The sequence below is a fragment of the Salinivibrio sp. IB872 genome, from assembly GCF_001995345.1.
In the GTDB taxonomy this organism is placed as follows: domain Bacteria; phylum Pseudomonadota; class Gammaproteobacteria; order Enterobacterales; family Vibrionaceae; genus Salinivibrio; species Salinivibrio proteolyticus.
Window position 1 is genome coordinate 1 of the sequence record NZ_MUFO01000024.1, and the last position, 22,864, is coordinate 22,864.

A 22,864-nucleotide genomic window follows, 5' to 3' on the forward strand; every position below is an offset into this window, starting at 1 on the left:
CATTCATTTATATTCATATCAATATATTACTTTAGAGTTGTTCTGTTTAACTACAGAGCTGTCAAGAATCAACTTTTACAAATTGAGCTGAGAAAGACTCTATGCAGATTTATTCAGAGCTATTCGACATATTCAAGTGAGATAAGGAAAAAAGATTCAGACCTACTTGTTAATTTTGAAAAAGTAATATTTTCCGGAATATCCTCAGGTGAAGGAGAAATTCCATCCACATATGATGGAATAGAACAACTTGCACGATTAGTAAAGTCTTTAAAGCAATAGTACATATAAGAAAGGCCACGGTAATAACCGTGGCAAATAGTGAGAGAAATAGGATTTATTATTATAGTATGCATTATTAGGATGCGCTTCTGAGTCTCAGAGTCAAGATTCCAACAATCACTCGCACTTAAGAGGCTCGATTTTGCGATCCATTGTGAAAAGTGCGAGTGATATAAGGGCGCTTTGCATTAGTTGAAAGAAGCAATAGAGCGAATCGCCCGATACAGATACATACACCAATAGAGCCACCGACCACCTCCGCCCTGCTAGACCAAAGCGAACGCTCTGTATGCTCTGGCGTATGCCATTTCTCTCTACACTTACCTCGCGTACCGCTTTAATACCCTCGCGAACTTGAGCAAACGTAACGCGGCTTTGTGTTCTTCATTGGGTGCGAGCTTAAGGATGTAAGCAGCTGTGGAAATCTGATGGGGAGATAGTGGCACTTTATTAGGCATGATGAGTTGCTTACCACTCATCTTCCAGTCGTCCCACTCAGGTTCACAAGGGCACAAATCATGCCCGACATACATRCGCATCACSCGCTTGCACAATGGCGGAATGGRTTTTCCTTCGTCCCASTTTTTGACCTCAGTCGCAGAAACTAAACATAGTTTCGCGGTGTCTTCGATAGATAGTCCACATGTAAAACGTCTAAAAATGTAGTTTTGCGTTATTTTTCTATTCATAGCTTTTATAACCAACTCTTTTATAATCAAGTTGGTCTCGGGCTATGCATTACTTTTTCTTTTATATACAGGGACTTATATTTACCATAAAGGCACTCAGTCGCAGAAACTAAACATAGTTTCGCGGTGTCTTCGATAGATAGTCCACATGTAAAACGTCTAAAAATGTAGTTTTGCGTTATTTTTCTATTCATAGCTTTTATAACCAACTCTTTTATAATCAAGTTGGTCTCGGGCTATGCATTACTTTTTCTTTTATATACAGGGACTTATATTTACCATAAAGGGCAKATAATGCGCACTAAAGGGGCTGGATTTAACATCTGAACACGGACACGGGATTCTTTATGTCTATCTTTAAAATGACTCGTAAAATCATAACGTTACGCACAATCCTGTTTGTTTCTCGTCGTTCATTATGTATTTTATTGCCAGTGCTGATGGTTGCCTATTTTACAACGTTTTCAAAATCATCGGCGCATTTTCGCTTTTCTCGATTATCCGCGCGGAAACCAATCGGAAAAAACCAACAAATTAAAGATGTATTTGTGAGGTTTATCACATGCTGATTGACGCATTCCGCACGCTTTTTTGGCGTGAATTCGATTCTATAGACGCTGGCGCGCAATATTTCCATGTTCGCCCCATCACTGTGCGCCGTTGGCTTGATGGCTCTACGGTACCAAACCCAATGGCTGAGAAGCTATTAATCATCAAAGCACGTGGCTATTTGCCCAACGACTGGCGCTGGGCTGGTTTTCGGGTCGACGAAGGTAATGCATGGCTCGTAACCCCCGAGGGTCATAAATTCAACCCAAAGGATTTGGACGCGTTCCCGCTTTGGCGTGGCGAATATATGGAACTGTTACGGCGTCACGGACATATTAAAGGCCCAATTAAGACCCAGCCGCCCCGAGAACACCCTAAGCCGTTCCGAGGTGGTCGACGCTGTGAGGCTGCGCCGTGGATACCTATCCGTGACAAGCTGCGAAAGTAGTTAGATAGTACAGTAATAATGTTCAACCGCACGAGGCCTCAAAGTGATATTCGTGCGGTTTTAGCCCAAGGTTTCTATCTATAATCGCCAGCTGAGCGTCTTACGTGCACTTCAGCTAAGCCTAAGTTTTCTAGTAGGCTTTTTATTTCGGTTTCTGAGTTTTTGCACTTGGGGCCTAGTACAACCTCGTGTATAGAGTCCGTAATATCAATCTCTATGTATGGGGCTATCCCATAGTTAGTAATGCGATAGGACATTTCGCTTGGTTTGGAAAAATTAACTAGCCTAACCTCTTTTTCACTTTGATAAAAAACGTCTTTAAAAGAGTAAGCAAGTATTTCTAGCTCACGGCTTGATCTCCACTTTACGTCATCTAAAGGATATTTAATAGAATAGCCACTGTTCATGTTTAGTACCATTAAGCGTAGGCTACTATATACATTTTTGACTAGTTCTTTCTTGCTATATGAAACATCAAAAATTTTGCTATCTTTAATATTGATCAGTGTATCTCTATTTATACCAATGGCAAATCCAGCTCCGTCGTCAGCATATGAACGCCATTGACTCAAGCTATCTCCACCATCGTTGGAGAATGAGCATATAAAACTATTACTCAGCGGCCCCTCAGAAAGAGAACTCTGTAAAGTATCTGTCGACCTGCCAAGAAAATCTTCTACTACGCTTTCAAATCTCCTCAAGCCTTTATCTTTTATACTAGACATAAAATCATTTTTATTATAATCAGTTATTGCTTCCTTTAGGATACTTATTCCAAGCGTATATTCATTGGGGTCATTCAATTTTGATGCATCCGTAGCCCAAAGACTCTTTCCTTTTACAATACTTAAAAACGTATCGGCGCTAGTGTAGTGATATATCAATTCATTCATAATGGGAGCATAACAATAAAAAAAGAAGCCGCAGTTTAACACCGCGGCTGAAGGAGAGAAATAGGGCTTACTCGTCGTTGGTCAGCCCCTTTGTTATTGGATTGTTACGATAACAGAACAAGCGCCCTACTTTCTGCGAGTCAACACTCAAGTTACTGGATTTGCGACTAAAAAAGCTTTCGTTGTTTGCGTGCCGTCGCGCCTTTCTTGCCTGCTGCGCGTAACTTCTTGCGCATCAGTGCCGCCCAGCGCTTGTCATTTTTCCACTTCTTGGCAGTGGCTTGGCCGCCTTTGCGACCCGCCTGCTTCACTGTCATTGCTTTACTGGCCATTGCTAATTCCTTCTATGAGTCGGATTCGGTTTTCGTGGTCTTGAACGATACTTTTAATCCACCGGATATCGACTTTTAGCGCTACGACAGTCGCGACGCTGGATGCCACACCGGTTAGCCCTGAAATAATCAGATATTGGGTCATTTCCATATTGGCCCCCTCACCATCAGAGAACGCAGCAGGCGACGAAAGCCGAACGTATCGATAAATATGAGCGCCCCGCCGTACCACCAATACTCGGGCAGGGAGGCGAGAACGGTAAAACCGGCGCGCATATCATCGACGGCACTAGGCACAAACGACATGACAATGGGCGTTATCCAGAGAAACACAATCACATCGTCTTTAATGCCTCGGGTTTTCAGCGAGATTAAATCGAGGTCTGCGGCGTGGTGGTCGCCATTTTCGACGCGCTTAATCGCTGCCTGTGTTTTAGCTTCCTCGATGCGGTCTTTGCGTTCTGCGCGGCGCTGCTTGGCCTCGGCTTTGTCTCGGAACCACCCAATCGCACCAGAGATAATTGCACTAATCGCAGTAGCGCCAATCATAATAGGCCCCCTGCTTTCATCTTGCCGATGACATAGGAGCCAATGACCATTGTGATTACGCCAACGGCCACACGGGCCGCGAGTTCTTTATTACTCATACTAAAGCGACCCCCTGCGAAATCACGTCCGTATCAAAGTATTGGCCGCCGTTCTCAAACTCGGCCATAGCCCCTAACACACTAACCAGGTTAGCGCTGGTTACTTCACTGTCAGCGGTAAGGCCCGCACGATTTGCCACAAACGCGATATAGTCACGCGTCGGGTTTTCGTGTTTGGGTGCCCAACGTTTGAGGACGGCGCCCAGTGTTGTGATGCCGTACTTGTGGCGGTAGTTGGTAATGAGTTTGGCCGCTGCGCGAAAGCCATAGACTGGATTTGAGAAAATCGCATAGCGGCCATCATGGCCGGTTTGGCCGTTCCAATCGTTATGTTTGGAGTATTCGATATTAAGCGGGTTGTTGTTGCGTACCCCGCGTGGTTGCGTTGCCATAGCGCCCCCTTGAACGTGTTTAGTTGCTCGCGACAACGTGACGGCTGCCGCGAGGGTTGCAAGAATAATGAGAAGGTTTGTCTTCATGCGCTGTTTGGGCGGTGGCAGGCTTCCGCTTCCCACGGCTCACCAATTTTCATGGGTTTTTGAGGCCGTGTTGCGTTGCGGTCTGTAACCATCGGCCAGTTCGTCACTTGAATTGTGGCTACTGACATCGCCACGATGTCTTTTACGTCCGCGATTTTTTTACCTTCGTCATCTAAAAAGAGTGCTTTTGAGTAGTCAAAATACACATAACCGCTTTCATAGCCGACCAGCCCCACGCCAAGAGCAGGTGACCGGTATTTACCGTCTTTGAATTTAAACGATGGCATATTAAACGTGACTTGCGATGTGAAGTCATAGGTTATCGGCAAATCGCACGCTTGATATTCCCAACCCATATTTTCTGCTGCTTCATCATTACTAAAATAGCCGTTCATGATGCGCGCTTTAACTTGCTGTTTGGTGTAGTTGTATTCAACGGGCGCGGCTGTCAAATGAGGAATAGCGCTAATAAAATCAACCGGATTATCAATGATATTTAGGCCGCTAAAGTCAGGAATATAACGGCCGTCACTATTAACGGTAAATTTTGTTTTTACAAAATCAGCGCGAATTGGTGCGACTTGCAAAGTTTTATCCTTACTCCAAAACTCCACGGTTACTATATATCGTCCTTCAGGTGTTTTTATAGATGTGCCTATTTTCGCTTCGAACTCTTTTGGCTCGTCGCCATTATTCTCAATATCTATCCATTCAGAGTATTGATTGCCAGCGCCAGCCATAAACATGATACCGCCGCCGCTGGTTACATTTTCAACGGTGGTGCTAACTAGCAGGCGAACGCTTCCTTTTCCCATCGCTTTAAATTTAACGCGAAATCCGTAGGTCTCATCGTCAGCGAAATTTTCACTTAAATAGCTAGGCGCTTGTACGGCTTGATGCCATTGCATCCAACCGTTAGTAAACATTAAATCTCTATATGAATATCCCAACTCATAGTTGTATGAGTTAGTAAACATGGTCCAGCTTTCCGCAAACTCCCAGCGGTCTTGAAACCAGCTATTGCTTGCTTCTTGGAACAACCAACCGCCCCTACCGTAAAAATCGTGGCGTTGCGTGTCGTATTCGTCGTGAAACTTATCCCAATCGAATGTTGACTTTTTGGGCTTAGTGATGCCTTTATCGCTGGCTGTCGCTTTGCATACGCGAGTTCACGCGCCAGCCATTCGATTTTGTTACGGTCGCTCCCCTCGGGTAAGTCCGCAGGTAATGCTTTCTCGTTCATGCACATAGCTCCATGATGTTAATTATTGTTTCCTTGTCGCCAGTGAAGACCAGCGCGCCGGTGATGGTGGTTTCCAGTGAGTCAGGGATAGATAGACCGTTTATGTCGGCCTCAGCATCGTCTGCGCTCGGGTAAGCCGTTACCTCGGCGGCTGGCGTGATGGTCATCGACAAGCGTGCCGGATTGGCGTCGAGTTCGGCGCGTCCGTTCTCGTCGAGCGTGAGCGTTTCCGTTTGCCAGCGAGTTGGCTGGACCTGTCGTACAGCAAGCGGATTTTTGGCATACACGGCCACGGCCTGCCCGCTTTCTAGCTTGACGCGCGGCAGGTCGCTCACCTTCACCGCTGGCAATGATTCGATATCTACAGACGGCAGACGTTTAACGGCCACATCTGGAAGGCTTTCGACTTCAACGGGCGGCATGGCCGCCACGGCGACGGGTGGCATTTCGCGCACTTTGACGCCCATGTTTTCTGGCGATGGATTAAATGCACCGAACCCGTAGCGCACACGCACCCAGCCCGCTTCACCGAGGTTTTGCACTGTCACAGTGCCGGTCAGGTTCACGCCGCTGATTTGGTCACGCTCATAGAGTGTCTGCACACCGTCGGCAGTCTTCACCAATAAGCCGCCCTCTGGCGCTTCCATCACGAACAAATAGGTGCCCGAGATGGGAAAATCGAACTTCTCGCGTGGCTCGACGTATTTTTCGAACATTATTTCGTCCCCCGCACCGCAAAGAATGTGACCGCTGACATGCCCACGACAGATAACGCGACTATCCATAGATAGGTTTTCTGCTCGGAAGCGCTGCCGCCGTTTTCTTGGTCACGCTTGGTCTCTGCCAGCTCTTTAAGTGCCTTGATGTTTTTCGCGTTCTGCTCGGCTTGGCTGCCCGCTAAGCCTTGCAACATCTGCATTGATTCCGAATTCTGAATGGCCTGTACTTGCATTGCGTCTTTTGACGTATCGCGCACAGCAGCCAGTGACTCTTCGGCGAACTCAAATGAGCGGTCGACCGCGCCGTGGTCGGTGACGGTGGCGTTAATGGTCGAGTTGTTGACGCCAGAAATCGCCACGCCAAGGTTATCGCCTTGAATGGCGTTCTGACCGCTGACGTTCGTGTTAACGTTTTTTGTTTTGCTGCTACTCTTTGAACCGCCCATGTTTAAAGCTCCAATTTATGCAAGGTAAGTGGCGGTAAGCCGTCGCCCTGCTCCATTTGTGACACCGTCACACCCTCAAACACCGCTTGCAGCCGCCGCACGCCGCGCTTTGCCGTCTCCCAAACAATCGCATCAAATCCGGCTTTCTTTGCTTGCGCGATTAATGCGCTAATGCCACGGCGTAGGCCGCAACCGCCAACTGCTAGCAAGTGATAATCGTTGCCGACGGTTTCACCGACGAGATAGAGTGCGGTCTTATCGTCGTGTGCGAGATACACGCCCGCTTCACCGCTGGCTATCAGTTGGCAAACGTCCGCAAAGTGCTTTTCACCGTTCTCTAAGTGGGAGTAAGCGCGCCGCAATTGCACGGCGGCGGCGCTTGCTTCTGGGGTGTTTGGCGTGATGAAGGTTAAACGTGTTTCCATGCGTACCACCCGCCAACAATCAAAAGCGCAATCAGGAACCACGAAGGGAACAACACATCACCAAATCGGATATTGCCCGCGTTCTGTGTGTTGCTCGCATGGCCGTATGCGCTGGAGGGGCCCGCGCCCCAGTCCAAGCTGTTTCCCTTGGCGCCCTTCGCGAGTGCGCCTATCGCTGCTGGATTCATCCCGCCCCCTTACTTTTTCTGGTAGAGGTAGTAAAGCGCGACCAACAGCAAGAAAAGCCACAGCTTTTTTGACATTTCAGAGCCGAACCACAGCCCTAGGCCGCCCGCACCGGCGGCCACGAGCGCGTAGCCGACAGGGATTGCAAATGGCATGGCGCTTACTCCTTCAGCAGTAACACGATGATGATGAGCAACAGCAGACCAACACCGCCCCCAATCACCCACGGGCTGTTAAAGCCTTGCTTTAATGGCTGTCCGTTAGGTGTCTGAGCCGGAATCGGCGTGCGGTTGTCTTCGGGGTTCGCCGATTGGCTGGCTTTTTTCTGCTGCTCAAACCAGCTTCCGGCCGCTTCCTTGGTGATATCGACGGCATCGTCATAGATGCCGCCGATTAGCTCGCCTGTAGATTCGATAATGCCGTCAAACCAGCCTTGGCTTGTATTGCTCACATCGGCGTCGTTTTTGTTTTTGAAACTTGCCATTTCGCCCCCTTAGCTTTGCTTGGTGGGTAGTGGCTTCACTTGCTTGATGCCTTCAATCAGCACATTGATAGGGCCGATTTTTTCGAGATCTAATTCAAAGCCAAGTTGACGCTGGGCGGCGGTATTGAGCTTGCCTTCTGACCCGAACCCGTGGCGCACAAAGTCCAGCGAGAAGTAACCGCTGTTTTGCTCAAGCCCCACAACACGCAAATCAAATGCGTTGTCTTCGCGTGTCACGTTCATTTCTTCAACGTCGTCACGCACGACACGAACGCGAGCAATTTTGTCGGTCTGAAAGTGCATCCGTTTAATCGAGTTAAACGGGCTGCGCTCGGGGTAATCGAACATTTGACGGCCACGCTTCGACCCATTCCACGTGAACGTTTTCAGCTCGGGCATGAAGTAGCGCTCAGGCTGGGCAGCCGTGGTATGGGCGCGGGCTTCAATCACAGGCGGCGCCGCGTCGGCGTCCTTGTTCTTGAGCTGGATATACATCATCCATAATTCACCGGGCAGCGTTACCAATTCACCGTGGCGGATACCCTGCTTGGTCTTCATCTTGAAGTCATAGAACGGGATGATATAGCGGCCTTTTTGAACGTAGTTGCCGCGATGCTCTTGGATGTCGACCAAGTCTTGCCCTGTCACATCAACAATGGGCGAGCCGTTCAGGGTTAGGCGCACATAGTCAATATCGGCGGGGTCTTCGATGTTTGTCACCAGCTCGATTTGCTGGTACGTGGGGCCAGTGACTAAGCGTAGGTGCGCTTGACGCCCCCAATACACACCTTCGACGGGGTCGAGCTCTTTAGGTCGTGGATTGAAAAACATGCTTTTCTCCCTTACCCAATCGCGTCTTCGACTGCGTCAACGTTGTTTGACGCCCAAACCACCACAGCGGCAACCAGTGCCGCGATGCCAATTGTCGTTAAAGTCGTTTTCTTCATGTCTTGTCCTTATTGCGTTGTGATAAACAGCGGATTAACTGAGCCGTTATTGCAACACCCCGCGCTGCCCTCACTTCAACCACAAAAAAGGGGCGCTCCCTATAGCGCCCCTTGTGTGGGTTTTGCGATTTTCGTCACGGTCTAGAAGTGAATTTTCCCTCGCTTCCATGCTTTACCGTCCTGCTCGATGTATTCGAGCTGGGCAAGTGTCGCGATTTGCTCGGCCGGTATGCCGGTTTTTTGCTGGATATACTTGGCCGAATCTTCGGTCTTTTGCATCATCACGGCACAGCGGCGACAGTTATCAAGAATGGTTTTGCTGACCTCTTGGCCGCGTTGGAACAAATTGATCGTGTGAATGTTAAATTTTCGTCCCACCCGCAATAGCTGGCCGTGATAGCCCTTCGCCTTTCCTGCTGTCTCTGAGTGCTCGGCCACTTCCTCAAGGACCACTTTTAACGGCTTGTTGTTACCGTCTCCAAGCGCCCATACGACTTGGCAGAATTTGTCGAAATCAGCCGGTGTCGTCGGCCGGTCAGGTGACCACGCAATACGACACCCTGCCTTTTTGCGTCGTGCGAGCTTGGCGGCGCGGTATACATCGGCCAGCTTTTTAAACGCACGCACCTGTAGGCCAACAAGGCGACCGGTGTAGTCGCCGTAGGGGTCGAATATCAGTACGTGGTCGGCCTTGTCGAGTGTGCGCTTTTTCGCGTAGCTGGTTTTGCCGCTTTCCGACATGCCAGCAACCCAGATATGGCCGTTACGTAAGCTGTTATTGGGATTAACTGGGCGCATTAGGCCGCCTCCTTATCGGCCTCTTGTGGCGCGTCGTGCTCCTCGTTATCTGCCTTAACGGCACGTAATCGCGCCATATCTTCGGCCTTGAGTTGCTTCACTTGGCCGATAGATTCGATGGTCAGCCCACCGACGGCCTTAATGGCGACAATCTCGGCCTCATACTGGGCGAGCCAGTCGGGCAACAGTGCGCCGTATTTAATCAACACTGGCGCACAATCGCGGGCCACTTGCTGGCGGCGTTCGTCGTCGATTTCAAAGCGGGGGTGAACAAACGTCTTAATCGCTTGTTCAATGCCCATCAGGGCGACCAAGGCTGACAGCGGGGCTATTTCAGCCGCAGCCTGCTCGGCCTCAGCATCAGCTTGTTCGGCGTCAGCGTCGGCCTGTGCTTTTGCCTGCGCGTCAGGGTCGTGTTCTGTGTCGAATTGCTCGAGTTCAAGAGCAAGCGCGTCCGGTGATGCGCCCTGCTCGACCGTGGTTTCTTGTTCGGTGATTTGTTCGTCCATACCTAGCCTTTTTGTGTTGTGAGTTAGACGGTTTGTGGCGGTTGCTTGAGTTTGGCAACCACGGCCAACAGGCCAATAATCAGGGCGACGATACCGCCCGCCATCGCAAAATTGCTCGCCCCCTTTTTACCCTGTGAGGGCGCGGGCGCACTGGCCTGCTCGCCCTCTGGGGCCGGTAATGTGTCGGCCTCAGCTTGGGGTACGCTCTCGGCAGCCTCTAAGGCTTCGAGGCTATCGACATAATCCGCAAAATAGGCCTGAGGGGCTGCCCCGTTGCGTTGGTCAACGCCACACTTTTCGCAAATGCTGTATAGCGTGCCCTGACGGGTGCCGGTTGCGCGGTGAATTGTCATCACATCGCCGCAGCTACAACGCTTCACCCCAATCGCGGGGTTTTTGGTTTTACGGGCTGGCAATGTCATTCGTGGGCCTCCATTGCTTCCAATCGCTCTAAGATATTTTCTTGGCGCTCAGTGATGGTCTTCATCCACACCACCAATAAGCGCAGCGGCGCGGCAATGAGCTTGCCGACCATCGGCGCGTCGCCCGCTTTTTTGGCTTCAACTTCAAACTGACCTAGCAACTGCGTCATTTTTGACATGGTTTTTCATTCCTTTTTTATTGTTGTCACGGCATTAACAAAGCGCTGTTGGGCGGCCTTGCTGCCTAGCTCTGCTTTTGCTTGTTGCCTGATAGGCAGCCAATCCAAACAACAATATTGGCTACCCGTGTCGGGGTTGTGGGCACGTTCAACCATCGACCAGCCCTTGGCCCCAGCAGCCCAGACAAGAAAGCTGCTGATATTGGTCTCTGCTTCGGCACCGTCAAAGTGAACAAGCGGATGGTCACGCGACACGGTCACACCACGAGCCTTTATCTCGGCATTAATGGCGTCAATGTGCATGTCTGCTTGTTTGAGACGTTTTTTTAACTTGAGCAACCGGCGCTCGATTTGCTCAGGGGTGAGCTTTTTGGACTTTTTCACAATTGCATATGCGCGAGCCGTGGCGGCCACTTGCTTTTTTAGCTTGCTGCGGGCAATCAATCGGGGCGCTTTCCATGCCTCTAGGCGTTCGCGCAAATCCGCGATAATCGCGCCCATGCGCTCCGCTTCAAAACTGGCGATGACTTCAAATGCAGGGGCTCGACTGGCGCGGGCAATGTTATAGCGGTTACCACGAATCAATCCTTGCTCGGCGTTCTGGCCTTTGGCCGCGTACCCCACCGCTTTGATGATGTAACTGCCTGCCGCCATTGGCTGACGGATGCGCTCTAGCTTGGCGAACCCGTGGCCCCAAATGCCCTCTAGGCGTTCAGCCCAGTTAGCGAAAAATCGCTTTTCGACGTCCCAACGCATCAACAGATGCACATGTGGGTTAGGCTCGCCGTCCTCGTTCGCCGGACATTCAGCCACCCACATGTAGTGAAAATCGGCATCGCCTGCGCCCTCGATTTTGGTTGGCTGGCTGTTGATGGGACAAAACAGGCGGCCGCTGTCAGAGTCACGCTCGGTCTGATAGGTCGCCGTCCAGCCCCGCTGATACATCTTTTTCGCGCCGTCGAGAAAACGCGATACTTCGCGTCCTATAGWCGTCACCGGCTCGGCATCGTCGGGCCCAAAGAGTTGTTGGCGGGTTTGTTCGTCAAACGTCAGGGTTAAAAACGTAGTGAATCCACCGTGACACGTTGCGACATAGGCGGCGGCCTCGAAAATTTTACGCACCGCGTTTTTTGTCAGGTTTTCAGTGAAGCGTGCGCCCGTGGTGGCATCGGGGGCATCGGTTGGCCGTGGTTGAACATGGATACCCGCCCGATATTTTCCTGACCACTGTTGATAACTGATGCGAAAACTGCGGTGTTTCTCCAGCGTGTTGCTATCGCCGGTCAGCAATTCGCGATTTAGGCGTGTTGACCAGCGCGATTCTGGCGACTGATAGCCGCCCTCGCTCCAGCTCTCGGCATGGGGTACGTCGACAACGTTAAGGCCCATTTCTCGGCGTAGCGACTTATTGAGGACGCGATACTTGGCAGAAATCGCGTCCCGCTTGGCTTTCGTCCGTGTCGGACTTTCGCACCCTTTGACTAGCCTAGCGTCTCCGGCACTTCGTGCCGCCGCTGCGCGGGCAAGTTCGTGCTCGCGGTCAGTTAATCCCACGCGTTGGCGGTGATAGAACTCGTGACATTGTAACTTTCGGCGTTCGTCTACAAAAAAAGCCTCGGGCGTTTCGCCGTTGGCTAATTCAGGGTGAAGGACGTTATTCCTTACTTTGGCGGGGTCTGCTTTGACCGTGCCCGCCGTGGCATAGAGCACGACATTTTTATCTAACATGGCAACCTCGCAACCTTGTTGTCCTCGGTTACCAGCACGCCCAATTCACGTAATACGCGCAGCATGTCAAACATAACAATCGTAACCACGGTCAACGTGAGCGGCTTGGCGCAATCTTGGGTGTAAACGTCCATTTCAGACGTCGCCCCCATATCGCGGTACAGAATGTAGCTTGGGCGGGTAATTAACAGCGCCCCTAGCCCAGCTCTAATGCCACGCTCAGAAGCGAGAACCGGCTCGCCGCGCTCGATGTATACTTGATACTCACTTTTTGTGTGTGCGCAATGCCATGAATAGTGGCATTGCGGCCCTTTGAGGGCCGCGCCGCCTGACGTTTCCGCACGAGCGAAACCTTGTGTTCTCACTGGACCACCCATTATTACCCCCTATAGCCCAGCAGGGCTGCTCGCTTCGCATCAACGGCACGCTTTGCGGCAATTTGGTATTCACGGGAGTAACGACGGTCAGGACAGCCGAAGACGTGCTTTTTCTTCGGCAAGTTCAAATCTTCGCGGATTTTGTCTATCCAAGCTTGGTGATTGGTATGTTCCATGTCGTAGATCCTTTTGCTCAGTGTCTGAAAACGTCAACAACAATTAGACGTCAACAGAAACTGTATAGTCAACATGGCCCAAACTATGGATACGAACATTTTGTACGTCTATGATTTAACAAATAAACGCTATTTTGGGTCGGTGAAATGAACGTAATTCTTGAGTTAATGGATAAAGCAAAAGCTAGGCAGAAGCTGCCTTCAGACTATGCTTTGGCAAAAAAACTGGGTGTTCCACGTTCTAACGTCTCAACATGGCGAACAGGAAGAAATCTCCCCGAATGGCCTATCATTTTTGACTTAGTGGATTTGGCAGGAGAAGACGATCAAAATGTTGTCTTCAAAGTCATTGAAATTAAAGAGAAAAATGAAAGGCTAAACAAGACTTTAGCCTCTATAGAAGTGCGCCCAGCCTAAGTTATTGCAACTCACCAAGCTCTATATAATGCGCACTTGGATTTAATGGTTAACACAGAGGCGACGTGTTGATTATCGCCTCCAACAGTCATGTTATTTGAGCGAAAACTAGCACTATTTGAATGATTGATGTGGAAAAACGTTTTTGATGCGCTGCTGTGTGCGACTATCGATGCTGCGTGACATGACTAATTTCGCTGGCTTAAAACGGTTGCTATACACTTTAACGGTTCCGGTAAACGGATTTCGTTTGGCAATTTCTTGGCAATCATGCAAGAAACCTTTTGGCACTTTGCCTTTGTGACGAACAAGCTGTCCATCTTTAAATGCGATGACAATCAAAGGTCTATCAATCAACATAAACGCGAGAAAAATCGCGAACGATATAAATAAAAAATAACCCATAATACTGCTCTAACTGCTCCAGAGTCAGACTCTTGCTGTGAATGCAATCTGTCCAACGGCTACATATCGAGTAAGTTGCTCAAATCTTTTTTCAATGCATCAACTTGTTTGCTTGCGCTCTCTGTACGGTTTGCCTCGGACAACAAATACTCGATGGTATCGGATAAGGTCGCGTCTAGCTCATGCGCTTTTTGTGAGAGCCGTTCCCAAACCCGATAATCCAAATCAATTGATTTTTTGCGGGTGTGTTCTTGCTCGGCATTGAAGTGACGCTTTCGCTTGGCACGAATTGCTTGTTTGAGCTTGTTATCGAGCGCTGGCGACATGTGCTTTTCAATCCATTGATTGACGCGCGTTGGCTCATGCTCAATCGCCATTAACGCATCGATAGCCGTTTGTATTTCGGAACTATCAATGTATTTTGTGACGGTGTCACCATCTTTCCATTTTTTGACTAGATAGGTCCATTTCCAGCCCGCTTCGAGGTTTTCGAGTTGTTGATATTTCATATGCCCAAGCTTTGATCACGCCGATTGGTGACAGCGTAACACCAACTGTCAATCTGTTCAATTATCACACATAGTAAAAGCGGCGTATTGATCCCCTGCCCGTCGTTTACCGGTGTGCCCATAGCGAGTATGCCTATTCGCCCAGTGTGTTATCCTTTATACTCGTTCCATTCTAATCCTAGTCAGTAATCATAGACATGCATGAAGTTGATTGGCGTGATGCCAAACCACATTATTCTCAGTTTACCCCAGCAATTGCTCAATTTGAGACATTGGAAGCGGCTGAGCTATTCTCACTCCAATCTCGACTTAGTCGCGCGTTCCGGTGGCTAATGACACCAGACTGTCCAACACAGTGCTTAGTCGTCATGTCCTCTGATTTGCCGGGCTATCTTAATGCGTACCAAGATGCGTTAACCCAAATTGATGCACGTACCCCTGTGATTGTGGGTGAAAACATCACTGAAACATCACTATTCGGCTTTGCTTATGATGAAAACAAAAACGTTACAGCGTCACAAAAGCAATTTGGCTTAATTCATCAAGCTCATCAAGGCGCCATCATTCTCAAAATCGCAGATGTGCTTCAACAACCGCGTGTTTGGCTTCGTTTGCGTCAACTACTCGCCACGGGTCGCTTACCCTGGCAAACAGCACGTGCAGATCAACTGACCGCATTGCCTGATGAGACGCTCAGCGTCCGAGTGATACTGGTGGGCGATCGACAATGGTTAGCAGATTTCGAGACTCATGAACCTGACTTGTACGATGGTATCGCCGCATTCGCGGAGTACGAGCAAGACATTGAAGTCAATGAGAACAATATTGAAGCCTATCTTGCTTGGCTAAAAGGCATTGCAAATCAATTAACAGATAAAACCATTACTGATACTGCCATTGTCCAACTGATGCAAGCAGGGGCGAGAGAAAGCGAAGCCCAACACCGAATGCCTTTGTGCCCAGTGTGGTATCAGCAGCTGCTTGGCGAAGCACTTATGCATGCTGAAAACCAATTGGACGGGAACGCGATTGCTAAGGCATTAGCAGAGCGCTATCAACGTGCCGCCTACTTACCTGAACGAGCCATTGAAGATATCCATAAAGGCCAAGTATTTATTGATACTCGTGGTGAACATATTGGCCAAATCAACGGTCTCACTGTCATTGAAGTCCCGGGCCATCCCATGAGCTATGGTGAACCGGCACGTATTTCATGTGTTGTACACTCTGGCGACGGCGACATTGCTGATGTGGAACGCAAAGCGGAACTCGCGGGTAATATTCATGCCAAAGGCATGATGATTATGCAGGCCTTTGTTAGTGCTGCGCTTAATCTTGATGAACCATTGCCCTACTCAGCGTCCATTGTGTTTGAGCAATCTTATTGTGAGGTCGATGGTGACAGCGCTTCCTTGGCAGAGTTGTGTGCTTTTGTTAGCGCGCTTTCCTTGCAACCTATCAATCAAGCGATTGCGATTACGGGCGCTGTCGACCAGTTTGGACGAGTGCAAGCCGTAGGAGGGATCAATGAAAAAATTGAAGGTTACTATCAAGTTTGCGCACATCGTGGCTTAACTGGTCAGCAAGGCATTGTATTACCGAAAACAAATCTGTCATCGCTCTGCCTACGCCAAGATGTCGTGGATGCGATAAAAGCCGGTCAATTTCATATTTGGGCGGTTGATGATGTCGAACAAGCGCTTCCTATCGTGACTGGGCTCCCATTCTCAGGAGACGAAGGCGAAACATTACTTGGCAAAATTTCTGACAGGATCGATCACTTTCATAATGGTGAAAAACAAACCTGCAACACTTTGTTTAGCCGATTAAAAAACTGGTTGGGCCAGTACTGATCCGAGTTGTTTGGCGTACACGTGTACGCTAATCTGCTCGCAATTGAATAAGGAGCAGTTTAGATATAATGAAACGCCAAAATTCCTATAATCGTGAAGACCTTCTCGCCTCTAGCCAGGGTGAACTATTTGGCCCTGGCAGACCGCAACTCCCCGCGCCTAACATGCTCATGATGGATCGCATCGCTGAAATCACCGAACAAGGTGGGGATTTCGACAAAGGGGTCATCATCGCCGAGCTCGATATTAATCCTGACCTTTGGTTCTTCGACTGCCACTTCCCGGGTGATCCTGTGATGCCGGGTTGTTTAGGTCTTGATGCGATGTGGCAGCTTGTGGGATTCTTCCTTGGCTGGGTTGGTGGCGAAGGTAAAGGACGTGCGCTTGGTGTGGGTGAAGTCAAATTTACCGGCCAAGTACTTCCTACTGCCAAGCAAGTACGCTACGAAATTCACATGAAGCGAGTGATTAACCGCAAGTTGGTGATGGGTGTTGCTGACGGGCGCGTGCTTGTCGATGGCAAAGAAATCTATGTCGCCAAAGACCTGAAAGTAGGTTTATTCCAAGATACATCAGCATTCTAACTAATACTGTATCTCTACACTTCTCCAAGCCGGCATCTACGCCGGCTTTTTATTATCCCCGACTCGCTTTAATAGACTCGTGAATTGAATTTAGTGATTTAGCTCAATGGGAACTCGTTAGGTATGATTTATTCTTGTTTTACATATAAAGTTATAGTGCATTAAATAGCCAAGAAAAAGGCCTTACCCGAACGATAAGGCCAAAACACGGCAATAAATGATTACTTCATCATTTCAGATTTATTACTTCTGCCTTCACGCCAGCCACCAAGCCAGTGGCTCCTTGCATCCGTTTGTTGGTAAGGACATATATCAGACGATCGACCGTTGATACCTGCTTGGAAGCCTTTTGACTGTGCACGTTCCAAACGATCTCGCTTCTGTCTTTTCATAGAGTCGCCCTCTTCATTCCATCTTATTCAGTGCTACTTGCTGTCGCAAGGATGCTTCTGTCCGTGACGTTTTTATGAAGCATCCTCTACAGCTTCGATCATGATTATTTTTTAATCAAGACATATCGCACCAATGACAATGAAATTGTGAGTCGTGCCCAAGCCTATTAGTGACAACGTCACTATGTATCTTGCTGCATGGCCTCTAATTCTTCCCACCGTTCAAAGGCTTGCTCCAATTCTTGCTCGGCTTCCGAGAGTCTTGTGAGCTTTGGCTGAGTAACCTCCTGACTTTTAGAGAAAAATTCAGGATCATTCATTTCTGTTTGTAGGCTGTCGATTTCGGCTTCTAGCGCTTCAAGCAGTGCTGGCAAGGCCTCAAGCTCTCGTTGCAATTTATAAGATAACTTACGAGGCTTACCTTTAGGTTTTGCCGTCTTTTGTTCCGTATCTTGGGTGTTTTTTACACGCTTAGGATCGGACTTTGACGGTGTGACCGCTTGCAAAAATTGCTCACGCTGCTGTTGTGCATCATGGTAGCCGCCTACAAACTTATTGATGGTTCCATCGCCTTCGAAAATCCAGCTATGCGTCACGGTATTATCAACAAAGTGACGGTCATGGCTAACGAGCAACAGCGTTCCTTGGAATTGCGACAGTAAGTCTTCGAGTAGCTCCAAGGTTTCAATATCAAGGTCATTGGTTGGTTCATCGAGAACCAATAAGTTAGCTGGCTTTAAAAAGAGTTTCGCCAGCAATAGCCGGTTCTTTTCACCGCCCGATAGCGCTTTGACCGGGGTTTGAGCGCGTCGAGGATGGAATAAGAAGTCTTGTAAATAGCCCATCACATGGCGTTTACGTCCGCCAACGTCGACTTCGGTTTTCCCACCCGCCAGATTGTCGATAACGGTTTTTTCCGGGTCGAGCTTTTCTCGGTATTGGTCAAAATAGGCGACATCTAACTTGGTGCCGACGTGCAAATGGCCAGTGTCAGGCTCGAGTTGCTGAAGCATGAGCTTTAATAGCGTACTTTTTCCGCACCCATTTGGACCAATCAACGCAATGCGATCGCCACGCATCACTGTAAAGCTAAACGGTTTAATTAAGGGTTGTTCTTGATAGGTGAAACTGATGTTTTCAGCCTCAAAAACAATCTTACCAGAGCGAGAAGCATCATCGAGCTGGAGATTTGCGTTACCCTGTAACTCAACCCGGTTAGCTCGCTCTTGTCGTAGCGCTTTCAGCGCACGCACTCGCCCTTCGTTACGCGTTCTTCGCGCTTTGATACCTTGTCGAATCCACGCTTCTTCTTGCGCCAGCTTCTTATCAAACTCGGCATTTTGCTCCGCTTCAACGCGCAGGGCTTCCTCTTTCCCTTCAAGATACTTGTCGTAGTCACCGGGCCAAGAAGACAGCTTGCCGCGATCGAGATCTAAGATACGCGTTGCCATGGCTCGAATGAAAGAACGGTCGTGAGATATAAAGACAATGGCGCCTTTAAAGTCTTTTAAGAACTGTTCAAGCCACAGGATGGTTGATACATCAAGGTGGTTTGTTGGCTCATCAAGAAGCAGTACATCGGGCTCGCAGACTAATGCTCTCGCTAGTGCGGCTTTACGTTGCCAACCTCCCGAGAGCGCATTCAACGCGGTATTGCCGTCTAAACCTAATGCGCCTAGCACTACCATAATCTGATTGTCGAAGCGCCACGCGTCTGCATGGTCAAGAGCCTCTTGCACACGTGCAAGCGCGGCAATGTTGCGATCGCTAGGATCGGTTTCGATCGTCGCGATCAACTGATGGTATTCCTTGAGCTTCGCGCCCGCCTCGGCCAACCCTTCGGCGACATAATCGAAGACAGTACCATCACTGTCGCGAGGCGGATCTTGCTCAAGACGCGAGACTTTTAATTCAGATTGGCGTTGAATCGAGCCATCATCCAGTTGAACTTGACCGTCAAGCACCTTCATCAACGTCGATTTTCCCGCGCCGTTGCGTCCCACCAAACATACGCGTTCGCCCGGTTGTAAAATAAAATCCGTGTGGTCGAGTAAAGGATTATCGCCGTACGCTAACTGTGCGCCGGTAATTTTAATCAATGCCATGTTCTATTAACCAAGCCTGTAATTGTGTTGAATCGAATGGCCAGCCAAGCTCTGCCCTCACCTGTCCTTCTGACGTCAGCACGGCAATCACAGGAATAGTGACGCCGTAACGCTCAAATAGCTTATCATCAAAGGCGATATCTTGGGTGTCGAGGGGTGTCTGGCACCCCAACGACTGATAGAGTTCATAGGCTTGCTCACAGAGGTGACAGCCTTCCGTGCTGTAGAGCATTAATGCCATGCTTAGGCCTCTTGGTGACGAATGATCCAGCAGTTATGAATGTGAGGATTGCGCGCGAAATCTTCTGGTATCGAGCGCTTAGTTATATTTTCAACGCCTAACCCAGCTTCAGCCAGCGCGTCGGTATCCATTTTGAAATGGCGTTTGTTGTTAGAGAAAATGATCTCGCCGTCTGGACGAAGCCGCTCTTTCAGTGCTAACAACACATCAACGTGATCGCGTTGAACATCAAACGTCGTGTTCATGCGTTTGGAGTTAGAAAACGTCGGTGGATCAATAAAAATCAAGTCAAACTGGCGGTCTGATTGGCGGATCCACTGCAAACAATCGGCATTTTCGAATTGATGTTGACGACCCACAATGCCGTTGAGCTTCATATTACGTTCGGCCCACGCCAAGTAGGTTTTGGACATATCGACCGTGGTTGTTGAGCGAGCGCCCCCAACCGCCGCGTGGACGGATGCACTACCGGTATAGGCAAAAAGGTTTAACATATCTTTCCCCGCGGCCTTCTGGCCAATGAGTTTGCGCGTGGGGCGATGATCGAGGAATAAGCCGGTATCGAGATAGTCGTAAAGGTTAACTTCCAAGGCAACCCCATATTCATGGACCGTCATGGTACGTTCGCCTGTCGCCAGCTTCTGATACTGGTTATTCCCTTTTTGTTTTTCTCGGGTTTTGAGGACAACTTTGTTGACGTCGATCCCGGTCACCGCGATCGATGCTCGAACCATATCCAGCAAACGACGACGCGCTTTCTCTGGTTCGATCGTCTTGGGCGCGGCATACTCTTGAATGACTAAATAGTCACGATAGCGATCAATGGCCGCTTTATAGTCCGGCAAATCCGCATCGTATAGGCGATAGCATTCTAACCCTTCTTTTTTCGCCCATTTATCTAACTTGGCCATGTTTTTACGCAAGCGATTGGCAAAGTCGGGCGCGACATCCGTGCTCCCGTGCGCCTCGTTATCCTGGTTGGATCGGGGCTTCTCGCCACGCGCGGTAATACCATATGTTTTCATTACGCAATCAATCGCGCCATTGCGTAGCTTGAACTTATCATCCGCGCGCATACGTAAACAGCTCAGCAACTCCTCAGAGCCTGAATACAGTGATACCTGATTACCGGCAAAACTCTGCTTGAGGTGATCACCGAGTTGGGTATATAGCGCAATCAAACCTGGGGTTGTGCCAAGGCGTTCACCATAAGGTGGGTTGGAGAGAATATGACCGCCGGTAAAGTCTTCAGGTGGCGTAACCTGAGTGGCATCGGCAACGTCAAACGTAATCAGTTCGCCAACCCCAGCGCGTTTTGCATTCGCCCTCGCCGTTTCGACCACCCGCGGGTCATTGTCAATGCCAAAAAAGCGAGTTTGGCACTGACTCACGCCACGTTTTGCTTTAACGCTCGCTTCAGCTTTAATGCTCTTCCAAGCGTCACTGTCAAACCCAAGTAATGATTCAAACCCCCAACGTTTCCGTTTCAAGCCCGGAGCCACGTTCGCCGCGATCATCGCCGCTTCAATCACCAAAGTGCCTGAACCGCACATCACATCCATAAACGGTTGTTCAGGCTGCCAACCACAACGTTTTACCAGTGCTGCAGCATGGGTTTCACGCAATGGCGCCGCACCAGCTTGTGTACGATATCCGCGTTGGTGCAAACCACTGCCAACCATATCGATACCGAGCACGCCCTGCTCTTTAGATAAGCGCATATGAATGCGTAAATCGGGCTGCTCGCGATCGATACTCGGTCGAGGGAAGTTCATTTTTTCAAACTTATCGACGATAGCGTCTTTTACTTTCAGTGCACCGTATTGGCTGTTGCGGATTTCACGGTTAGTCCCGTTAAAGTCGACGGCGATACGCTGACTGGAATGAAAGTAATCCGGCCAATTGATGGCAGTGGCGCCGAGATAGAGATCCATATCATCGCGCACCGTAAACTCACTCAGTACCAACACAAAGCGAGAAGCAATACGGCTCCATAAACAACACTGATACAGGGTTGCGTCGTCGGCTTTAAACTTCACGCCTGCGTGAACTTGTTTGAGGTTGGTGGCACCGAGTTGTTCTAGCTCTTGTGCAAGCAAGTGCTCGAGGCCTCGAGCGGTTATCGCGAGATAGTGTTTCATTGGTTCTCTACACCCTTGGGGCGTCATTTATCAAATTGGCGCCGATTATACATCAAACTGAACATACTCGTGGGATTAAGCCACATCATCCACATTGATTGTTGAAATAATCACCACCAATTTGTTTCTGATAAGAATCAATCTCCCCCTGCCAACTGTTTCCATTAAGACACAAATACATCTACCCGCGATCGCACCCTGTTTCTCAACAGAAACACTAGGATAAATCCCTTTCGTGGCGAGGGTTGGCGGCGACTCAACATAGCAATTGGTAAGCATTCACTATGAACAAAACTCACGCAAACAAGGCGGTCGTGCTTTTAACTAGACAGATTAAATCCCATCAGGCAACAATAAACCCACCCCAAATTGGTATATACCAGATGGTATTTTTAAAAGCGTTCAACATGAAAAAACAGGAAGAAAGCGGTAATAGATTGCCGCAAAAGCGGTGTCTTTTACGTCAGATTGGCCTCATGGCCGTGCGATTTTCCGAATAAATTTTGTTCAACCAGTAGATGAAGATCACATTTTAATCGACAGGCTGTTCGTCATTAGAAACGAGTTTGGCCAAGGAAGCGGAGAAAATTCGTGAATGATGAACGGAGATTTTAAGGGGGGAAGCAAATAAAGCGTGGGCTGGTACCAAAAATGGTACTCAGCCCACTAACGCAAATCGACCTTTTCGGTTATTTGTTTGAGGTATGAATTGAGATAACCGGTCGTTCATTACTTTAATCGCACCACAAAACGCCAAGGTTTTATTGTCGCTAAGCTGAAAATCGGCCTCACGAGCGAGCATGCACAATGAAGCCGAGCCTGCGTTTTCTATGATTAGAAATGGCGCCCTATCTCCCGCTTGGCTTTGAAGCTCTACAACCTGACCACACTCAGGCGCTGAGAGCGGTTCAAGCTGAGGGTCAAAAAACCAACTTTTCGGCAAGATAGGTTTGTGGAAGCGATAGGCTGCCACTGCGTTCAAAGCGAGTTCGGCTCGTCGAGGAGCCGACAAATCGAGGCATGACAAGGTATCTGTCATGCTCTGAAAAAGGGATGCGTCCTCTACAGAGAATGGGGACTCAGAGAACGCATCGGGGATGAGGTGTTTGGCACTGATGGCGACGCGAAATAGCATGTCATCGCCCAAATCAAGCATTAGCGATTCCGACTCGGTGTCGAAATACCATGTCCATGCATTGTTAGGTTTTAACATACTCAGCTCCCGCGACGATACATCTAATGGGGTATCTGGCTTTGCC

At 49.1% G+C, this 22,864-nt stretch carries 31 protein-coding genes and 1 pseudogene; 5 read left to right on the forward strand and 27 right to left on the reverse strand.

From position 1 onward, the window contains the following. Both BZJ18_RS17465 and BZJ18_RS10900 read left to right on the forward strand, forming a co-directional pair. Positions 1-282 (forward strand): annotated as a pseudogene (locus BZJ18_RS17465) (hypothetical protein); the annotation flags it as partial. 1,251 nt (positions 283-1,533) lie between these two features. Then, positions 1,534-1,968 (forward strand): DUF3653 domain-containing protein, encoded by a 435-nt coding sequence (locus BZJ18_RS10900; protein ID WP_077456670.1) that lies wholly within the window; start codon positions 1,534-1,536, stop codon positions 1,966-1,968. A gap of 74 nt (positions 1,969-2,042) precedes the next feature. Here BZJ18_RS10900 and BZJ18_RS10905 read toward each other — a convergent pair whose 3' ends face one another. The 20 genes from BZJ18_RS10905 to BZJ18_RS17290 form a co-directional block, all read right to left on the reverse strand. Beyond that, complete coding sequence (locus tag BZJ18_RS10905) at positions 2,043-2,861, reverse strand: DUF2971 domain-containing protein (protein ID WP_077456672.1); 819 nt, start codon at positions 2,859-2,861, stop codon at positions 2,043-2,045. A gap of 167 nt (positions 2,862-3,028) precedes the next feature. After that, the gene (locus BZJ18_RS17280) at positions 3,029-3,193 is read right to left on the reverse strand and encodes a hypothetical protein (protein WP_158011279.1); all 165 of its coding nucleotides are present in this window, start codon (positions 3,191-3,193) and stop codon (positions 3,029-3,031) included. Beyond that, positions 3,183-3,344 (reverse strand): hypothetical protein, encoded by a 162-nt coding sequence (locus BZJ18_RS17375; RefSeq protein ID WP_198532231.1) that lies wholly within the window; start codon positions 3,342-3,344, stop codon positions 3,183-3,185. The genes BZJ18_RS17280 and BZJ18_RS17375 overlap by 11 nt, the downstream gene beginning before the upstream one ends. Then, positions 3,335-3,742 carry a hypothetical protein gene (locus tag BZJ18_RS10910; protein WP_077456674.1) on the reverse strand — a complete coding sequence of 136 codons (408 nt, stop codon included), beginning with the start codon at positions 3,740-3,742 and terminating at the stop codon, positions 3,335-3,337. Before BZJ18_RS10910 ends, BZJ18_RS17375 begins: the two co-directional genes overlap by 10 nt. A gap of 94 nt (positions 3,743-3,836) precedes the next feature. After that, the gene (locus BZJ18_RS10915) at positions 3,837-4,232 is read right to left on the reverse strand and encodes a hypothetical protein (protein WP_077456676.1); all 396 of its coding nucleotides are present in this window, start codon (positions 4,230-4,232) and stop codon (positions 3,837-3,839) included. Positions 4,233-4,315: 83 nt separating this feature from the next. Beyond that, positions 4,316-5,359, reverse strand: a complete 1,044-nt coding sequence (locus BZJ18_RS10920) for a hypothetical protein (RefSeq protein WP_131825281.1) — start codon at positions 5,357-5,359, stop codon at positions 4,316-4,318. A gap of 199 nt (positions 5,360-5,558) precedes the next feature. Further along, on the reverse strand, positions 5,559-6,278 hold the full coding sequence (locus tag BZJ18_RS10930; protein ID WP_077456682.1) for a hypothetical protein: 720 nt from the start codon (positions 6,276-6,278) through the stop codon (positions 5,559-5,561). Then, positions 6,278-6,727: a hypothetical protein gene (locus BZJ18_RS10935; RefSeq protein ID WP_077456684.1), complete on the reverse strand. Its 450-nt coding sequence runs from the start codon at positions 6,725-6,727 to the stop codon at positions 6,278-6,280. The genes BZJ18_RS10930 and BZJ18_RS10935 overlap by 1 nt, the downstream gene beginning before the upstream one ends. A gap of 2 nt (positions 6,728-6,729) precedes the next feature. Continuing rightward, positions 6,730-7,152, reverse strand: a complete 423-nt coding sequence (locus BZJ18_RS10940) for a hypothetical protein (RefSeq protein WP_077456686.1) — start codon at positions 7,150-7,152, stop codon at positions 6,730-6,732. Beyond that, positions 7,137-7,340 (reverse strand): hypothetical protein, encoded by a 204-nt coding sequence (locus BZJ18_RS17380; RefSeq protein ID WP_077456688.1) that lies wholly within the window; start codon positions 7,338-7,340, stop codon positions 7,137-7,139. The genes BZJ18_RS10940 and BZJ18_RS17380 overlap by 16 nt, the downstream gene beginning before the upstream one ends. Positions 7,341-7,349: 9 nt before the next feature. Beyond that, a complete protein-coding gene (locus BZJ18_RS17285; RefSeq protein WP_158011280.1) occupies positions 7,350-7,493 on the reverse strand; it encodes a hypothetical protein in 144 nt (47 codons plus the stop codon). A gap of 5 nt (positions 7,494-7,498) precedes the next feature. Beyond that, entirely contained in the window at positions 7,499-7,822 is a 324-nt protein-coding gene (locus BZJ18_RS10950; protein ID WP_077456690.1) for a hypothetical protein, read from the reverse strand. A gap of 9 nt (positions 7,823-7,831) precedes the next feature. Beyond that, complete coding sequence (locus tag BZJ18_RS10955) at positions 7,832-8,653, reverse strand: major capsid protein P2 (protein WP_077456692.1); 822 nt, start codon at positions 8,651-8,653, stop codon at positions 7,832-7,834. A gap of 257 nt (positions 8,654-8,910) precedes the next feature. Further along, complete coding sequence (locus BZJ18_RS10960; protein ID WP_077456694.1) at positions 8,911-9,567, reverse strand: ATP-binding protein; 657 nt, start codon at positions 9,565-9,567, stop codon at positions 8,911-8,913. Next, entirely contained in the window at positions 9,567-10,076 is a 510-nt protein-coding gene (locus BZJ18_RS10965) for a hypothetical protein (RefSeq protein ID WP_077456696.1), read from the reverse strand. Before BZJ18_RS10965 ends, BZJ18_RS10960 begins: the two co-directional genes overlap by 1 nt. A 23-nt stretch (positions 10,077-10,099) precedes the next feature. Further along, positions 10,100-10,498, reverse strand: coding sequence for a hypothetical protein (locus BZJ18_RS10970; protein WP_077456698.1), 399 nt, complete (start codon positions 10,496-10,498; stop codon positions 10,100-10,102). Further along, a complete protein-coding gene (locus BZJ18_RS10975) occupies positions 10,495-10,677 on the reverse strand; it encodes a hypothetical protein (protein WP_077456700.1) in 183 nt (60 codons plus the stop codon). Before BZJ18_RS10975 ends, BZJ18_RS10970 begins: the two co-directional genes overlap by 4 nt. A 6-nt stretch (positions 10,678-10,683) precedes the next feature. Further along, positions 10,684-12,405: a rolling circle replication-associated protein gene (locus BZJ18_RS10980; RefSeq protein ID WP_077456702.1), complete on the reverse strand. Its 1,722-nt coding sequence runs from the start codon at positions 12,403-12,405 to the stop codon at positions 10,684-10,686. Continuing rightward, positions 12,399-12,770: a hypothetical protein gene (locus tag BZJ18_RS10985; protein ID WP_131825282.1), complete on the reverse strand. Its 372-nt coding sequence runs from the start codon at positions 12,768-12,770 to the stop codon at positions 12,399-12,401. Before BZJ18_RS10985 ends, BZJ18_RS10980 begins: the two co-directional genes overlap by 7 nt. Positions 12,771-12,784: 14 nt before the next feature. Continuing rightward, positions 12,785-12,958, reverse strand: coding sequence for a hypothetical protein (locus tag BZJ18_RS17290; RefSeq protein ID WP_158011281.1), 174 nt, complete (start codon positions 12,956-12,958; stop codon positions 12,785-12,787). A gap of 147 nt (positions 12,959-13,105) precedes the next feature. On the opposite strand from BZJ18_RS17290, the gene BZJ18_RS10990 reads away from it, so the two are divergent. Beyond that, a complete protein-coding gene (locus tag BZJ18_RS10990; RefSeq protein WP_077456706.1) occupies positions 13,106-13,375 on the forward strand; it encodes a helix-turn-helix domain-containing protein in 270 nt (89 codons plus the stop codon). Positions 13,376-13,489: 114 nt separating this feature from the next. On the opposite strand, the gene BZJ18_RS10995 is transcribed toward BZJ18_RS10990, so the two are convergent. After that, positions 13,490-13,780, reverse strand: coding sequence for a DUF3634 family protein (locus BZJ18_RS10995; RefSeq protein ID WP_069587715.1), 291 nt, complete (start codon positions 13,778-13,780; stop codon positions 13,490-13,492). Between the two features lie 59 nt (positions 13,781-13,839). Continuing rightward, a complete protein-coding gene (gene matP / locus BZJ18_RS11000) occupies positions 13,840-14,289 on the reverse strand; it encodes a macrodomain Ter protein MatP (RefSeq protein ID WP_069587717.1) in 450 nt (149 codons plus the stop codon). Positions 14,290-14,486: 197 nt separating this feature from the next. Between matP and BZJ18_RS11005 the strand changes: the two genes are divergently transcribed. Together BZJ18_RS11005 and fabA are read left to right on the forward strand one after the other, a co-directional pair. Next, the gene (locus tag BZJ18_RS11005; protein WP_077456708.1) at positions 14,487-16,142 is read left to right on the forward strand and encodes an AAA family ATPase; all 1,656 of its coding nucleotides are present in this window, start codon (positions 14,487-14,489) and stop codon (positions 16,140-16,142) included. Between the two features lie 68 nt (positions 16,143-16,210). After that, entirely contained in the window at positions 16,211-16,726 is a 516-nt protein-coding gene (gene fabA, locus BZJ18_RS11010) for a bifunctional 3-hydroxydecanoyl-ACP dehydratase/trans-2-decenoyl-ACP isomerase (RefSeq protein WP_069587720.1), read from the forward strand. Positions 16,727-16,947: 221 nt separating this feature from the next. Here the strand turns inward: fabA and rmf are convergent, their stop codons facing one another. The 5 genes from rmf to BZJ18_RS11040 form a co-directional block, all read right to left on the reverse strand. Further along, positions 16,948-17,118 carry a ribosome modulation factor gene (gene rmf, locus BZJ18_RS11015; protein ID WP_077456710.1) on the reverse strand — a complete coding sequence of 57 codons (171 nt, stop codon included), beginning with the start codon at positions 17,116-17,118 and terminating at the stop codon, positions 16,948-16,950. Positions 17,119-17,300: 182 nt separating this feature from the next. Next, positions 17,301-19,223, reverse strand: coding sequence for an ATP-binding cassette ATPase Uup (uup, locus tag BZJ18_RS11020; RefSeq protein WP_077456712.1), 1,923 nt, complete (start codon positions 19,221-19,223; stop codon positions 17,301-17,303). Then, entirely contained in the window at positions 19,210-19,464 is a 255-nt protein-coding gene (locus tag BZJ18_RS11025) for a glutaredoxin family protein (RefSeq protein WP_077456714.1), read from the reverse strand. The genes uup and BZJ18_RS11025 overlap by 14 nt, the downstream gene beginning before the upstream one ends. A gap of 2 nt (positions 19,465-19,466) precedes the next feature. Beyond that, complete coding sequence (gene rlmKL, locus BZJ18_RS11030) at positions 19,467-21,605, reverse strand: bifunctional 23S rRNA (guanine(2069)-N(7))-methyltransferase RlmK/23S rRNA (guanine(2445)-N(2))-methyltransferase RlmL (RefSeq protein WP_077456716.1); 2,139 nt, start codon at positions 21,603-21,605, stop codon at positions 19,467-19,469. A gap of 658 nt (positions 21,606-22,263) precedes the next feature. Continuing rightward, positions 22,264-22,818 (reverse strand): cell division protein ZapC, encoded by a 555-nt coding sequence (locus BZJ18_RS11040; RefSeq protein ID WP_077456720.1) that lies wholly within the window; start codon positions 22,816-22,818, stop codon positions 22,264-22,266. Positions 22,819-22,864 lie beyond the last annotated feature (46 nt).